A 14057-nucleotide genomic window follows, 5' to 3' on the forward strand; every position below is an offset into this window, starting at 1 on the left:
AATTTTAGGGTCATTCGTCTCAACGGAGAGTCTGACCATGTTCATTTGTTGATTGAATATCCGCCTAAGCTTTCTATTTCTCAGATAGTCAATTCTCTTAAAGGCGTTTCTAGTCGTATGTTAAGAAAGGAATTTAAACTAACTCCCCACAAAGAACATTTGTGGAGTCCTAGCTATTTTTGTGTCAGTTGTGGAGGTGCGCCAATTGCGAAGATTAAAGAGTCTATTGGCAATCAAGAATCGCACCTTTAGGGTGGGGTTTTCGACCCATCTATTAAATTGATAAAAAGATCGATCGGCGCACCCTGTTCTATTTGATATTGTAAAGAGCCAGAAGAGCCAAAATTAAAAATGATTTTTGTTTGAGGATATTTTTGCTGGTAAAGAGTTTGAATATCTGTCAGGGCATCCTGCATACTAGCAGCGGCGGATACAGTCAATTCTGTATTGTCTGAATGGCGATCGCTAACCTGAGCGCAACTACCAATTAAACCCACCAAACAGTAAACAAGTAAAAATTTCTCAATTTTGCCTCTTATTTCCCTTGGCATTAATAGCAGCAGTGCAATTTTAAAGAGTTGAAGATAATTAAAACTTGAAGCGAGTTTACCTAAATACAGGCGATTCGGAGATCACGCCTGTGCTAAGCATCCCTTATTGCTGCTGCCTTCCGGCTCTGACAAGGTTCGGGCGTTAATACTGCATGAGTCCGAATCATTACCTAGCATAACATATTTATTGCCACTGCTAATTTTAAGTTGAAATTTGATGAGACACAAGCTATGAGCTTTTATTTCCTCCCTAAACTATTTAACCTTACCAAAACGGCGATCGCGCTGTTGATAGGTCGCTAAAGCTTTATGAAACTCAACCCGATCGAAGTCTGGCCATAAAGTAGCAGTAACATAAATTTCAGCATAGGCCATTTGCCAAAGTAGAAAATTGCTGATTCGCATTTCGCCACTGGTACGAATTAAAAGATCGGGATGAGGAATTCCTTTGGTATAAAGATGTTGTTCAAATATCTCTTCGTTAATCTGAGCAGCTTTTAAGTACCCTTGTTCTACTTTAGTAGCGATCGCCTGACAAGCCTGAATAATTTCATGTCTACCGCCATAGTTAGTCGCTACAGTAAATTGAATTCCTTGATTATTTTTAGTATCTTCCATCGAGCGATCGATTTCTTGGCGTAAAGAATTCGGTAGATCCAACAAATTACCGACAAAACGAATTTTTACGTTTTCTTGTTTCATCTCCTGTAATTCCCGTCGCAAAACTCGCTCAAACAAGGTCATCAGAAACTGCACCTCGCCGTGTGGTCGCCCCCAATTTTCCGTTGAAAAAGCATAGGCAGTCAGAGCAGGAATGCCCCAGTCCTTACAGCAGCGTAGCAAATCCTTCAAAGCATCCACGCCCTTCTGATGACCAAGAATGCGAGGTTTACCCTGGTTTTTAGCCCAACGACCATTTCCATCCATAATTACTGCCACGTGTCTTGGTAGACGGCTTGTGCTTAAATCTGTGGGTAGTTGTTGCAAAGTGACTGGTTCTACACTCATCGTTAAAATAGGACTCGAAAATGCTGAATAATTATAAAAGAATTTAATCCACTTTCTTATTGAGCATTCCTTTTAAGACCACGCTGTTGTGATCTAATGTGTTTCAGTTGAGGGGTAGTCTAGTTGTAATAACGGTTAAATTCTTGAGAAGCTTTACGGCTTCTTTTTACGGGAATTTGACGGCAACAAACGTACAACGCGCTCTAGGAGTATTTTGCCTTGAAAACCAATTTTACGACTAAGACGTACCGCATCCCGATCGACTATTGGGGCAAATCTATCTTGTAACAGCTCCTTTAGTTTACTACTGGTTAGAGGTCTATTTAACGTTCCTCGTTCAGCTAATGAAATTGAACCAGTTTCTTCTGAGACAACAATACATAAACATTTTTCTACTCGTTCGGTAATTCCCATTGCTGCGCGGTGGCGAGTTCCCAATTGGCGAGAGGCTGTGCGCTCAGAAAGAGGCAGGATTGCTGCTGCTGCCAAGATTCTCGAACCGCTAATTACAACTGCACCATCGTGCAATAGGGTACTAGTTTGAAAAATAGTTTGCAAAAGTTCTTTGGAAACCTCCGCATTCAAAATGACTCCTGCCGATACAAAATTTTCTTCCTCCAAAAAACCAGTCGTTTCCATCAACACTAATGCTCCAGTTCGATTTTGAGATAGCTCTTTGATAGCATCGACAATACGATCAATGACGCTATCTGGTTGAGTCGTAGGTCTACCAGAACCTTGAAACAGTTTCAGAACTTTTCCTTGCCCAATTTGTTCTAGCAAACGGCGAAATTGAGACTGAAAAATAACTGCCATTGCTACAGCAGAACCTAACACCAATTTTTCCAATAAGAACTCGAGTAACTGTAGCTCTAACTGTCCACTGACTACAGTTGCCAGCATCAGGACGATAAATCCTCTTACCATCCACAAGCTACGGCGTTCACCCTCGCCAATAATTAACAGCAAAGCGTAGCTCAAGGCTAATACTAAGCCCAAATCGATGAGATTAATTAAATTTGGCAACCAGGAAAGAATCTGATTTGAGTCAGGAACCAAACCCGACAATGACATTATTTTAGTTACTTTGCTATGAATGGTTAGCGGGACACAAACCTGAGAATTTAAAGTGTTGAATTAGGTTCGAGTACTTAGAATCAGCAACTTTAAATAGTAGGCTGGCTTCTATACTAAATCTACTATTGGTGTTTTACCAGTCTTTCGGGTAAGCGATCGCGTTCTATCAAATTATGATAGGTTTCACGTTCAATAATTAAGTTAGCTTCTCCTTCATAAACGACTAAAGCTGCTGGTCTACCAATTCGATTATAGTTGGATGCCATACTATAGTTATAGGCCCCTGTGTCTAAAACTACCAAGACATCTCCAGGTTCTGTTTTAGGCAGTGCAGCATCTTTGATGACTACATCTCCCGATTCGCAGTGTTTACCTGCTACTGTAACTTCTTCAGTTGTGGGTTCAGCCATGCGATTGGCAATCACAGCACGATATACAGACTTGTAAGTAATGGGACGAGGGTTGTCCGACATTCCTCCATCTACCGCTACATAAGTATGAAAATTAGGAATTTCTTTGCTGCTGCCTACAGTATATGCCGTAACACAAGCCGAACCAATTAAGGATCTTCCTGGTTCAGCAATCAACTTAGGTAAAGGTAGACTTGCTTCGTTGCAGGCTTTTTCCACTGCTTGACTGACTGCTTTAACCCATTCGCAAATGCTTGGTGGATCGTCAGATTCAGTGTAGCGAATACCCAACCCTCCCCCAACATTAAGAGTTGTTACAGGTAAGCCATAACCCTGAGCTTTTTTCATCCAGTCAACTAATACAACCGCCAAGTCTTGATGGGGTTGTCGTTCAAAAATTTGTGAGCCGATATGAGCGTGTAAACCAATACAGCTTAAACTTTTTTGCTGAGAAAGGTAAACAAACACTTCATCCAACTGATTAGGATCGAAACCAAACTTACTGTCTAAATGTCCTGTACGAATATATTCGTGAGTATGGCATTCAATCCCAGGAGTAAGACGAATCATAATGGGTACTGGTTGTTCACTTTGAGTGGAAGCGATTTGTGCCAAAGTTTTTAACTCTAGCCAGTTGTCAACCATGATGGTACAACCAGCTTCTACCGCCAACTCCAATTCAGCAACAGATTTATTGTTACCGTGGAAATAAATTTTGTTTTGGCTAACCCCAGCTTGTAGAGTCGTGTATAGTTCTCCTCCAGATACTACGTCAAATCCCAATCCTTCACTATCAATAATTCGGCATACAGCCAGACAACTCCAGGCTTTAGAAGCGTAAATCACCTGAGATTCTCCACCATAGTAAGTGGCAAAACTATCACGATACTGGCTGCAAGCTGTTCTAAGTGTAAATTCATCTAATACGTATAGAGGAGAACCATACTGATTGACTAACTGTTGCAGTTCACAGCCTCCAATTTCTAAATGATTGTGGCGATTGACTTTGGCAGTCAAGGGCATTAACTCTTGATTGGGGGAAGGAGGAATTTCTAAACTGGTAATTTGTGGAACATAACGATGTCCAGTATTGGGTAAACTGCGATCGGTCGAAAGCATAATTCTCTAATAAGTTGTTGGGAGTAAAATCTGTAATAATCAACTATTTTCTAGTTTACAGTCGTCTACTGTCAAAAAGTAGCTAAGTTAGATCGTGTCTAAAAATATAAATTGTTAATATTTTCTTGGAACAACTAGAGATTAGGGAAAGAGTGAAAATTTTAAAAATTAAATTATTAACTGCACCCCAAGTATCTGAAATCGTAGCTTTGGATCGAATTTGTATAGGTGGTTTATGGACAGCAGAAGCATATTTAAGAGAAATTGATAGTCCCAGAAGTACTCTGCTGGCTTTATATTATGCGGATGACAATGCTTCACAATCCCAATACGAGATGATCGGCATGGGTTGTCTGTGGGCAATTGTCGAAGAGGCTCACATTACATTACTGGGGATTCATCCTAATCATCGCCGACAAGGATTAGGAGAACTGCTATTATTAACTTTGTTTGAAGATGCGATCGCTCGCCAGCTAGAATGGGCAACCTTAGAAGTAAACGTCAATAATTTGGCAGGGATCGGTCTATATAAAAAATTTGGCTTTCAAGTTGCAGGCATTAGAAAAGGATACTACCAGCCAGCCGGAGAAGATGCTTCAATTCTATGGTTGAAAGGCCTACAGCAGCCAGAGTTCAAATCTAATTTGTCTCAGTGGCAGCATAAATTGCGCGCTCGCCTAAGTAAAAATCACTACTATTTGCACTAAATTAAAATTTGTTAATTTCAATACCGTATTTCCCTCACATTTCGGCAGGATCAGGAAACTAAAAGGCTGTGCTAAAATCACCATAACAAGGGCAAAGCAGGTGGATGGAATAAGACATGTTTGAACGCTTCACAGAAAAGGCAATAAAAGTGATTATGTTAGCCCAGGAGGAAGCACGCCGTCTGGGTCACAATTTCGTAGGGACTGAACAAATACTCTTAGGTTTAATCGGAGAGGGTACTGGAGTCGCAGCTAAAGTTCTCAAATCAATGGGAGTTAATCTAAAAGATGCTCGGATTGAAGTTGAGAAAATTATCGGGCGCGGTTCTGGTTTTGTCGCAGTAGAAATCCCCTTTACTCCAAGAGCTAAAAGAGTTTTGGAATTATCTTTAGAAGAAGCACGTCAGTTAGGGCATAACTATATTGGCACTGAACATTTACTTTTAGGGTTAATTAGAGAAGGTGAGGGAGTTGCTGCCAGAGTCCTCGAAAACCTGGGCGTAGACTTGTCCAAAGTCCGCACCCAAGTAATTAGAATGTTGGGAGAAACTGCTGAAGTGGCTGCTGGTTCTGGCGGTACTCAAGGCAGAAATAAAACTCCTACTCTAGATGAATTTGGCTCAAATCTTACCCAAATGGCAGGGGAAGGAAAACTTGACCCTGTAGTTGGTAGACAGAAAGAAATTGAGCGGGTAATTCAAATTCTCGGTCGCCGTACTAAAAACAACCCCGTTCTGATTGGTGAACCTGGAGTTGGTAAAACCGCGATCGCCGAAGGATTGGCACAACGGATTGCTAATAGAGATATTCCCGATATTTTAGAAGATAAACGAGTCGTTACTCTAGATATTGGCTTATTAGTAGCTGGTACTAAATACCGTGGTGAATTTGAGGAACGTCTCAAAAAAATCATGGATGAAATTCGTCAGGCTGGCAATGTAATTCTCGTAATTGACGAGGTACATACCTTAATTGGTGCTGGTGCAGCCGAAGGCGCGATTGATGCCGCCAATATCCTTAAGCCAGCTTTGGCCAGAGGAGAATTACAGTGTATTGGTGCAACTACCCTCGACGAATATCGTAAGCACATCGAACGAGATGCAGCCTTAGAACGTCGTTTCCAACCCGTTCAGGTAGGCGAACCAACGGTAGATGAAACCATTGAAATTCTCTACGGTTTACGCGAGCGTTACGAACAACACCATAAATTAAAAATATTAGACGAAGCATTAGAAGCAGCAGCCAAGCTGTCAGATCGTTATATTAGCGATCGCTATTTACCCGATAAGGCGATCGACTTGATCGATGAAGCTGGTTCTCGCGTCCGTTTGATTAATTCTCAGCTTCCTCCAGCAGCTAAAGAGCTAGATAAGGAACTGCGGGAAATTCTCAAGCAAAAAGACGATGCGGTTAGATCGCAAGACTTCGACCAAGCTGGAGAACTGCGCGATCGTGAAATGGAAATCAAGGAGCAAATCCGCAATATTGCTTCCACTAAGAAAAACGAAGCAGAAGGCGGAGAAGAGTCTCCTTTCGTAGACGAAGAGGAAATCGCTCACATTGTTGCTTCTTGGACTGGTGTACCAGTTAACAAGATTACCGAATCTGAATCTGAAAAACTGATGCACATGGAGGATACCCTTCATCAGCGCATTATCGGACAAGAAGATGCAGTCAAAGCCACTTCGCGCGCCATCAGAAGGGCTAGAGTGGGTCTAAAGAACCCTAACCGTCCGATCGCTAGCTTTATCTTCTCTGGACCTACTGGGGTAGGTAAAACCGAACTTACCAAAGCACTAGCAACCTACTTCTTTGGTTCGGAAGACGCGATGATTCGTCTCGATATGTCCGAATACATGGAACGCCATACGGTTTCTAAACTGATTGGTTCTCCTCCAGGATATGTCGGCTATAACGAAGGTGGACAGCTAACCGAAGCGGTTCGTCGTCGCCCCTATACAGTGGTGCTATTTGATGAGATCGAAAAAGCACACCCCGATATCTTCAATATGCTGTTGCAGATCTTAGAAGATGGTCGCTTGACTGATGCCAAAGGTAGAACAGTAGACTTTAAAAACACTCTACTGATCTTGACTTCCAACATCGGTTCTAAAGTAATCGAGAAAGGTGGTGGCGGTCTTGGTTTCGAGTTTGCTGAGGACCAAGCAGAAGCTAAATACAACCGTATCCGTTCTTTGGTCAACGAAGAGTTAAAAAGCTACTTCCGTCCAGAGTTCCTCAACCGTCTCGATGAAATTATTGTCTTCCGTCAGCTAAACAAAGACGAAGTAAAAGAAATCAGCGAACTCTTACTCAAAGAAGTGTTCCAACGCTTAACCGAGAAAGACATTACCCTAGAAGTTACCGACAAATTCAAAGAGCGTTTGGTAGACGAGGGCTACAACCCCGCCTACGGTGCGCGTCCTCTACGTCGAGCAATTATGCGCCTTTTAGAAGATGTCCTAGCTGAAGAAATTCTTTCTGGTCGTCTAGGCGAAGGAGATACCGCAACAGTAGATATCGACGAAGAAAACAAAGTCGCGATCGTACCTCAAAAAGAGAAGGTAGAATTACTTCCCTCTTCGTAATCGCTCAATAGCAATTGAATAATTAATTTAGGTGGAGATGTCAAAGTCTCTGCCTTTTTTATGGCAAATCATGTTTGGGTTAATCGATCGTGTCTTGTCTCAGTGGCGATCGCACTTGGGCTAACTAATACTATAGTCATTCCAAATAACAACCAAACGATCTCTTAAAAAAGTAGCAAGTAGCCTTAAAGGACTCTATCACGGACGACACGTAGTTAGTCTATTACGGATTCCGTGCATGATTAGCCCGTGCATGATTAGCTCCTTACGTCCTAAAGGACTAGCCCTAAAGAATTAGCTTCGCGTCCTTCGCGTCGCAGTAGCACGTAGCAAGTGAAAATAATTTACTCCTGACTTCTGACTTACCTAATTTTTAACGTTGAGATTAACCGTGCGATCGCTGTCTTCTTGATTTTCTTTTTACCAACAGTCTCTAAAATTTTATTTAAGTAAGGCTATAATGCTGAACAAAAAAGTCGCGAATTATGAGACAGAAATTACAGCATTGGTCAATTATTATACTTTTGAGCCTGAGATTATGGACTGGTTTGATTGAACCAGCTCAAGCTAGCAATGGACTATCTCCCCCTAGCCAAAAACATATTTTGGAAAGATTGAGCTTCGGCGTAACTTCAGCACAAACAAGACTAGTAAACGAAATCGGCATAGAAGCTTATATTCAGTCTCAACTTTCTCCTCAACTTGTTCCAGAATCTGCCATAGTCAATGATTATTTAGCAAAATTGAGTTCAATTCATCAAAAGCCAATTGAACTACAAAAGCAAGACATTGCTATTCGCAAAAAACTACGTAACTCTAAACTATCTATCAAGCAAAAGAAAAAAATACGTCGAGAAATCGGAAGCTTAAACGCTCAAGCCAGAGATGAAGCCATGGATGCTCATTTAGTTAGGGCAATTTATTCCGATCGCCAGCTACAGGAGGTAATGGTAGATTTTTGGTTTAATCACTTTAATGTTTATGCAGAGAAAGGTTCAGTAGAGCTGTGGTTAAGCGATTACGAAAATAAAATTCGGACTCATGCCTTAGGTAACTTCCGTGACTTATTGATCGCGACAGCGAAACATCCAGCAATGCTAATCTACTTGGATAACCGCAAAAATACTGACCCAAACAGTCCTGGAGGAGAAAAAAACCAGTTGGGTCTCAACGAAAATTATGCTCGCGAGCTAATGGAATTACACACTTTAGGGGTAAACGCTGGTTACACTCAAGATGATGTCATTGCCTTAGCTAGGATATTTACAGGTTGGGGTATGGATACTCGTGGCAAAAAAGGAGATGGTCAAGGCTTCTTCTACTATGAAAATCGTCACGATCGAGAAGACAAGATGTTTCTTGGGCAGAAAATCTCAGCTAACGGCATGAAAGAAGGTGAACAAGCTATTGATATTTTGGTAAGACATCCTGCAACCGCCCATTTCATTAGCTATAAACTAGCGCAATATTTCGTAGCAGATCGACCACCCGAGAGTTTGGTAGACAAGCTGTCGCAAGAGTTTAGGGAAACTAATGGAAACATTAAGCTAGTCTTAGATGCTTTGATTCATAGTGAAGAGTTTAATAGTCCTGAGTATTATAAGCAAAAGTTTAAAACCCCTTATCAATATGTAATTTCTTTAGTTCGCATGGGAGAAATTGAACAGCCTAATCTCAAAAGGGTTCGGGGAATGTTAGAGCAGTTATCGATGCCTTTATATATGTGTCTTGCGCCTACTGGCTATCGAAATACTCAAGAAGCTTGGCTAAATCCCCAAGCAATGTTACAAAGAACAGGTTTAGCAACCGCGATCGCTAATGGAACTTTAAACCGTAGCTATTCGATCGAACAAAAACAATTAACCAGGAACTTTGGTAAGCTTTCTAGCAACACTAAACAGGTAGTTACGAAAAGTCCTCGTAAGCTTCGTTCGGCTCTAATTATGGGTAGTCCAGAGTCGATGTATCGATAAACTGTTGAGGGTTAGTTAGCTTCGTTGAGATTAATTCTTTTTAGCTATTAGCTATCAGTTATTTACTTCAAGATTGAATTTGTTATTATTCGGGTTCGATAAATATGCAAAGAAGAAAATTTTTTACCGCAGCGAGTTTAGCAACGGCGGGAATGTTGCTTCCAGTGGGTTGCAATAGTTGGGTAGCTCAAAGAGTTAATTCGGCAAGCGATCGCCAACGCTTAGTCGTAGTTTTTCTGCGGGGTGCAGTTGATGGTTTGAATATTGTTATTCCCCACCAAGAAGCCGAATATTATGAGGCAAGACCAACTATAGCTGTTCCCTATCCTCAGGAAAAAAATGGTGGGATTGACCTTGATGGCTTTTTTAGTTTGCATCCCAAACTGCAAGATTTGATGCCTTTATGGAACAATAAGAATTTGGCGTTTGTTCATGCTAGTGGTTCACCAGTACCAGAACGCTCCCATTTCCAGGCTCAAGATTATATTGAAAACGGTACGCCAGGAGTAAAAAATACCCAAGACGGCTGGATGAATCGGCTTTTAGCTGAATTACGTCCAGATACACCAACTCAGGCACTTAACGTCGGTGTAACTACTCCCTATATACTTAAAGGCAAAATGGCGATCGCATCTCTTAAACCTGGAATGAATTCCGCCGCCCCAATTGCAACAGATCGTCCTCGTGTCGATAAAGCTTTTAGTAGTTTGTATAGTGGCACAGATGCCTTGAGCAAGGCCTATCAAGATGGCAAAAAAGCTAGAGAAATAGTTTTAGCAGACTTAAAGCAAGAGATGATTTCTGCTTCACGGGCGGCAAAAAGTGCCAACGCCTTTATCGATGATGCAGCCGAAGTAGCGAGGTTAATGGTCGGAAATGCCAAAACTCAATTAGCATTTATGGAGATTGGAGGTTGGGATACTCACATCAATCAAAATCCTGTTTTCGATCGCTTGCTGCCTTCTCTGGGTAGAGGTTTAGCTATACTTGCTCAAGGATTAGAACCAATCTTCTCTGACACGGTAATAGTTGTAATCTCAGAATTTGGTCGGACAGTTAAAGAGAATGGGAATAAAGGAACAGATCATGGCTATGGCAATGCGATATGGCTTTTAGGAGGAGGAATTCGGGGAGGAAATGTCTATGGAGAGTGGCAAGGTTTAGATCGATCTATACTATATGAAAGTAGAGATTTACCTGTAACGACCGACTTCAGAGCAATTCTTGCGCCTATTTTACAGCAGAATTTATCAGTTTCTAGCGATAGCTTAAATCGGATCTTCCCTAATTATCAACCGACTAATCAGATTGATTTTTTAGCCTAAAAAATTATCATAGTTTCGTCAAAATATTTTAAAATTTAATAAAAGCTAAGAACTAAAAGCTATCAGCTGCTCAACCCAACCTGACATTATATGGAACTATTCCAGATGCTTTTTCCTTCATCTTCATGAAAGCGATAGAATAATGCTTCGTCTTTAAACTGATGTTCATCTAGTACATGATGAAATATACCTTTATCAATCATTGTTTGACCTACATTAACTGCATCTTCCCTAGATAGTTTAATCTTATCTACAATCCAGTCAATGGCTTCGTTGCCCAAAAAGCAGCGTTGAAACAGCTTTAATTTATAGCGGCGAGTTTTGATCTCTACTCCTTGTTGAGAACGCATTTCTAAGGCTAATTGTCGAATGCTAATCCGATTTAAACTAGTCTTTGATTGATCGGTGCTATGAGAAGAATGAGTATTTGCAGCCTGTTGGACTGGACTTGAAGTGGCAACAATATCTGATTTGTACTGGTTATTCTGCATCCAAATGCCCACACTATTTTTTTCTTTAACTAACAAAGTGGCAATTTTAGATCTTTCTTCATGGTCTAGATATTCTTCACGACACTCTTTGATCGCTGCTTCTATTTCTTCTCTCGGAAAAGCTTTTTCTCTGATAAACAAATTATCGTTGTAAATTAAGCCTGATATGGTTTTATCTCGGTGTTGTATCTTGCAATACTTTACCTGCGTATGATCTAAGAAAAGCATTTATTTTCTTACTCCTATATCTGCCCCTATAGTTGTTCCAAGTAATAATCAATTTACACAGTTATAACTCAACTTTCGTCGTCTTAAGTGTTCTAAATAGTTATTAGCGTTTATGCTGAACTGGAACGATCGCGCTATATTCAAAATTGTTTAAACTGGGTTGAACCAAAAAATAATTTTGTTGGCTTAATTTAATGTTGTCTGACTCACAGTTTGCTTTAGGGGAGTAATAAGTTAGCACATATTCTTGACCAATTAATAATTCTGTTTCTGTCTCTACTTCTCCTTGCCACTGAGTCTTGGTTACTAAAATAACTAATTGATTGGCTAGTTGAGGAATCGCTTTGGCTACCTGTCTACGGTAAATTTGGTCTAAGCTACCGAAGGGGGAGTCCATGACGATGGGAAAAGTGCTGCTATCGTAACCCATAAGAGTATTGCGCTGACTCCATTGTCTCACTCGGTCGATAATGCCCCCGATAAACGACAGGCTTAAGATTTGGTTTTCTCCTGTAGAGGCTGCAACAGGTGCTTCTACCCCTAATGTATTTTCCACCAAGGTTAATTTATAATCACTACTGAGCTTTGGAATATAAGGAGTAAAAGAAATAAAGCTAAATATTTCCTGGACTTTTTGTTCTAAAGTTAGGCGAAACTGCTGTTCTAGACGTGTTCTAACTTCGTTTAATCGGTCGATCGCATCCTGCGCTACCTGGATTCGCTTTTGAGTCAGCTTTTGTTTGCTTTCAGTTAGCTGATGTCGCGCTATGGTTTGACTTAATTTATCTAGCTGTGTCGAGCGATCGCTTTTTTGCTGCTGATTTTCTCCCTGTTCTAAAATTAAGTTTTTTAACTCATCTTCAATTGCCTCTATGTTCTGCTGTAGCTGTTGAGTATTTTGATTGGGATAGCTTTTTAGCTGCCTATTAGCTTGTTCTATCTCTGCTTCGATACGGTTGAGTTCAAGATAATGATGCTTAATTTCTACTTGCTGTTGGTCTAGCTGTTGCCAAAAATTAGCTGACTCTACTTCAATTTTGCTTACCTGTGTCTCTAAACGAATGGCTGACTCCTCAACGTTTTTAATTTCAACTTTTTTGAGCCAAGACTTAACTTGGTTGTAGGATTCAGTATCGGGGTTTAAAGCTTCGCCACAAAGACAGCGTTGCTGTGATAATAGTTGTTGAATAAACTCTTGCTTGAGTCCGCTGGAAAGTTGGTTGCGATCGCGTAATGTTTGTAGTAGACCTAAGAAATTATCAGCTATAGCTGGCAGAAAAATTAGGTGGCTATCGTTCGACAGTAGTTTCTTGAGCTTATTTTTGCTTTGGAGCAAATCTTTTTTGAGTGACTTGTGCTGTTTGAGCAGTTTAATTTTTAGCTGTTGAATCTCATCTGCACCACTAATCTCTAGTAGCTGTTGCGAGAAATTCGCTTTTTTCTGTTCTAACTGAGTTACTTGAGCGACAATTTTGGCAATACGTTGGTTGATGGCTTCACGCTCTTGCTCTAAATTAATTTGTTTTCTCAATAACTGTTTAGTTTGAGCATCTCCAAGTTCTTCTAACTCTTCTTGTAAAGTTCTCCGAGCTTTCTTTAAATGCTCGATCGCTCGATCTAAAATCTTAACTCCCAGCAATTCTTTAGTATCGTCGGCGATATTAGAATTATGATTCTGGCGAAAAAAACCATCAATTCTTTCCCCATCAAAGAAAAAATATTGATGCAGACTGGCAGGTAAAATGCGATTAATAATATCTTCGGGAGGCTCAAGGGGTGGATACCATCGTCCATCGTCTCCTGCAACCAACATAAATAACTTAGTCTGGCTATACTGCACCTGATGCTGAGAGTCTTTGTTAGCGTAACACTTGCGCTTTAGCTGATAGAGTTTGCGATCGCGCTCAAACTGTAGCTCTACCCAGCATTCCACACCCCGTTCAGCCTGAGCTTCCGTAACAGCTCGCTGATTAATTAATAGTTCTGGAGAAGCAAAAGCTGCCGTAAACTTTTCGTAGAGTACCCAGGTAAAAGCATTGAGAATCGAAGTTTTACCTGCACCGTTATTGCCATAGATAACTGTCGTGTTGCGATCTCCGCTAGCAAATTTAATCTGAGGAGTTTTGCCGTAAAACTGTCTAAAATTACACAGTTGCAGATAATTTAATTTCATTGCACGACTTGCTTGATAATATTGAGAACATCATCGTTAATATTACGTGGAGTCTTTAAATATAGCTTGTCTTTCTCTAGCTTTAAAACCTGCTCAATTACCTGCTTTACTTCCACTGGCGCGTTGGTAATTGGCTCTTGAATCGAAGTTAAATCAGATATATCGTTTTGGTCTTTTTTATTCATGGTTTGACAATACCTAAAAAACAAGCAAGCCTAATTTATGACAAGTTATTTCTGTATATTTTAGAGTATCAAAAGTTTTTCTCTGTCCCTGCGCTGAATCTAAACATTGCAATTACTTTGATTAGAGGAATGATCGAAGTCCCCTAAAGGATATGCCCGTGCATGATTTGCGACCCGAAGCTATATGCCCTAAAGGATACCGCTGCGCGTCGCGAAGCGGTA

At 40.6% G+C, this 14057-nt stretch carries 12 protein-coding genes and 1 other RNA gene; 5 read left to right on the forward strand and 8 right to left on the reverse strand.

Annotated elements, in window-relative coordinates:
- The coding region (gene tnpA / locus V6C71_16055) for an IS200/IS605 family transposase (protein ID HEY9769981.1) at positions 1-252 on the forward strand (252 nt) is incomplete at its 5' end.
- Here tnpA and V6C71_16060 read toward each other — a convergent pair.
- From V6C71_16060 to lysA, 5 genes are all read right to left on the reverse strand, one after another.
- The gene (locus V6C71_16060; protein ID HEY9769982.1) at positions 249-551 is read right to left on the reverse strand and encodes a substrate-binding domain-containing protein; all 303 of its coding nucleotides are present in this window, start codon (positions 549-551) and stop codon (positions 249-251) included. The two genes, tnpA and V6C71_16060, sit on opposite strands and share 4 nt — an antisense overlap.
- Before the next feature lie 68 nt (positions 552-619).
- An RNA gene (gene ffs, locus V6C71_16065) (signal recognition particle sRNA small type) lies at positions 620-716 on the reverse strand.
- Between the two features lie 90 nt (positions 717-806).
- Positions 807-1559: a polyprenyl diphosphate synthase gene (gene uppS / locus V6C71_16070; protein ID HEY9769983.1), complete on the reverse strand. Its 753-nt coding sequence runs from the start codon at positions 1557-1559 to the stop codon at positions 807-809.
- A 153-nt stretch (positions 1560-1712) separates the two neighbouring features.
- Entirely contained in the window at positions 1713-2633 is a 921-nt protein-coding gene (gene cdaA / locus V6C71_16075) for a diadenylate cyclase CdaA (protein HEY9769984.1), read from the reverse strand.
- A gap of 125 nt (positions 2634-2758) precedes the next feature.
- Complete coding sequence (lysA, locus tag V6C71_16080; protein HEY9769985.1) at positions 2759-4165, reverse strand: diaminopimelate decarboxylase; 1407 nt, start codon at positions 4163-4165, stop codon at positions 2759-2761.
- Between the two features lie 152 nt (positions 4166-4317).
- On the opposite strand from lysA, the gene V6C71_16085 reads away from it, so the two are divergent.
- The 4 genes from V6C71_16085 (at position 4318) to V6C71_16100 (ending at position 10758) form a co-directional block, all read left to right on the forward strand.
- Complete coding sequence (locus V6C71_16085) at positions 4318-4872, forward strand: N-acetyltransferase (GenBank protein HEY9769986.1); 555 nt, start codon at positions 4318-4320, stop codon at positions 4870-4872.
- Positions 4873-4988: 116 nt separating this feature from the next.
- Positions 4989-7460: an ATP-dependent Clp protease ATP-binding subunit gene (locus tag V6C71_16090; protein HEY9769987.1), complete on the forward strand. Its 2472-nt coding sequence runs from the start codon at positions 4989-4991 to the stop codon at positions 7458-7460.
- 485 nt (positions 7461-7945) lie between these two features.
- Positions 7946-9433: a DUF1800 domain-containing protein gene (locus V6C71_16095; GenBank protein HEY9769988.1), complete on the forward strand. Its 1488-nt coding sequence runs from the start codon at positions 7946-7948 to the stop codon at positions 9431-9433.
- Positions 9434-9537: 104 nt separating this feature from the next.
- On the forward strand, positions 9538-10758 hold the full coding sequence (locus tag V6C71_16100; GenBank protein ID HEY9769989.1) for a DUF1501 domain-containing protein: 1221 nt from the start codon (positions 9538-9540) through the stop codon (positions 10756-10758).
- Positions 10759-10844: 86 nt separating this feature from the next.
- Here V6C71_16100 and V6C71_16105 read toward each other — a convergent pair whose 3' ends face one another.
- The 3 genes from V6C71_16105 to V6C71_16115 all read right to left on the reverse strand — a co-directional run bounded on the left by V6C71_16105 (position 10845) and on the right by V6C71_16115 (position 13835).
- Positions 10845-11477 carry a hypothetical protein gene (locus V6C71_16105; protein ID HEY9769990.1) on the reverse strand — a complete coding sequence of 211 codons (633 nt, stop codon included), beginning with the start codon at positions 11475-11477 and terminating at the stop codon, positions 10845-10847.
- Between the two features lie 103 nt (positions 11478-11580).
- Positions 11581-13650, reverse strand: coding sequence for an AAA family ATPase (locus tag V6C71_16110; protein ID HEY9769991.1), 2070 nt, complete (start codon positions 13648-13650; stop codon positions 11581-11583).
- Positions 13647-13835 carry a hypothetical protein gene (locus V6C71_16115; GenBank protein HEY9769992.1) on the reverse strand — a complete coding sequence of 63 codons (189 nt, stop codon included), beginning with the start codon at positions 13833-13835 and terminating at the stop codon, positions 13647-13649. Before V6C71_16115 ends, V6C71_16110 begins: the two co-directional genes overlap by 4 nt.
- Positions 13836-14057 lie beyond the last annotated feature (222 nt).

This window comes from Coleofasciculaceae cyanobacterium, from assembly GCA_036703275.1.
In the GTDB taxonomy this organism is placed as follows: Bacteria; Cyanobacteriota; Cyanobacteriia; order Cyanobacteriales; family Xenococcaceae; genus Waterburya.

Coding starts and splice junctions, on each gene's coding strand:
- V6C71_16060 (HEY9769982.1), bottom strand. CDS start 551: ATGCCAAGGGAAATAAGAGGCAAAATTGAGAAATTTTTACTTGTTTAC.
- uppS (HEY9769983.1), bottom strand. CDS start 1,559: ATGAGTGTAGAACCAGTCACTTTGCAACAACTACCCACAGATTTAAGC.
- cdaA (HEY9769984.1), bottom strand. CDS start 2,633: ATGTCATTGTCGGGTTTGGTTCCTGACTCAAATCAGATTCTTTCCTGG.
- lysA (HEY9769985.1), bottom strand. CDS start 4,165: ATGCTTTCGACCGATCGCAGTTTACCCAATACTGGACATCGTTATGTT.
- V6C71_16090 (HEY9769987.1), top strand. CDS start 4,989: ATGTTTGAACGCTTCACAGAAAAGGCAATAAAAGTGATTATGTTAGCC.
- V6C71_16095 (HEY9769988.1), top strand. CDS start 7,946: ATGAGACAGAAATTACAGCATTGGTCAATTATTATACTTTTGAGCCTG.
- V6C71_16100 (HEY9769989.1), top strand. CDS start 9,538: ATGCAAAGAAGAAAATTTTTTACCGCAGCGAGTTTAGCAACGGCGGGA.
- V6C71_16105 (HEY9769990.1), bottom strand. CDS start 11,477: ATGCTTTTCTTAGATCATACGCAGGTAAAGTATTGCAAGATACAACAC.
- V6C71_16110 (HEY9769991.1), bottom strand. CDS start 13,650: ATGAAATTAAATTATCTGCAACTGTGTAATTTTAGACAGTTTTACGGC.
- V6C71_16115 (HEY9769992.1), bottom strand. CDS start 13,835: ATGAATAAAAAAGACCAAAACGATATATCTGATTTAACTTCGATTCAA.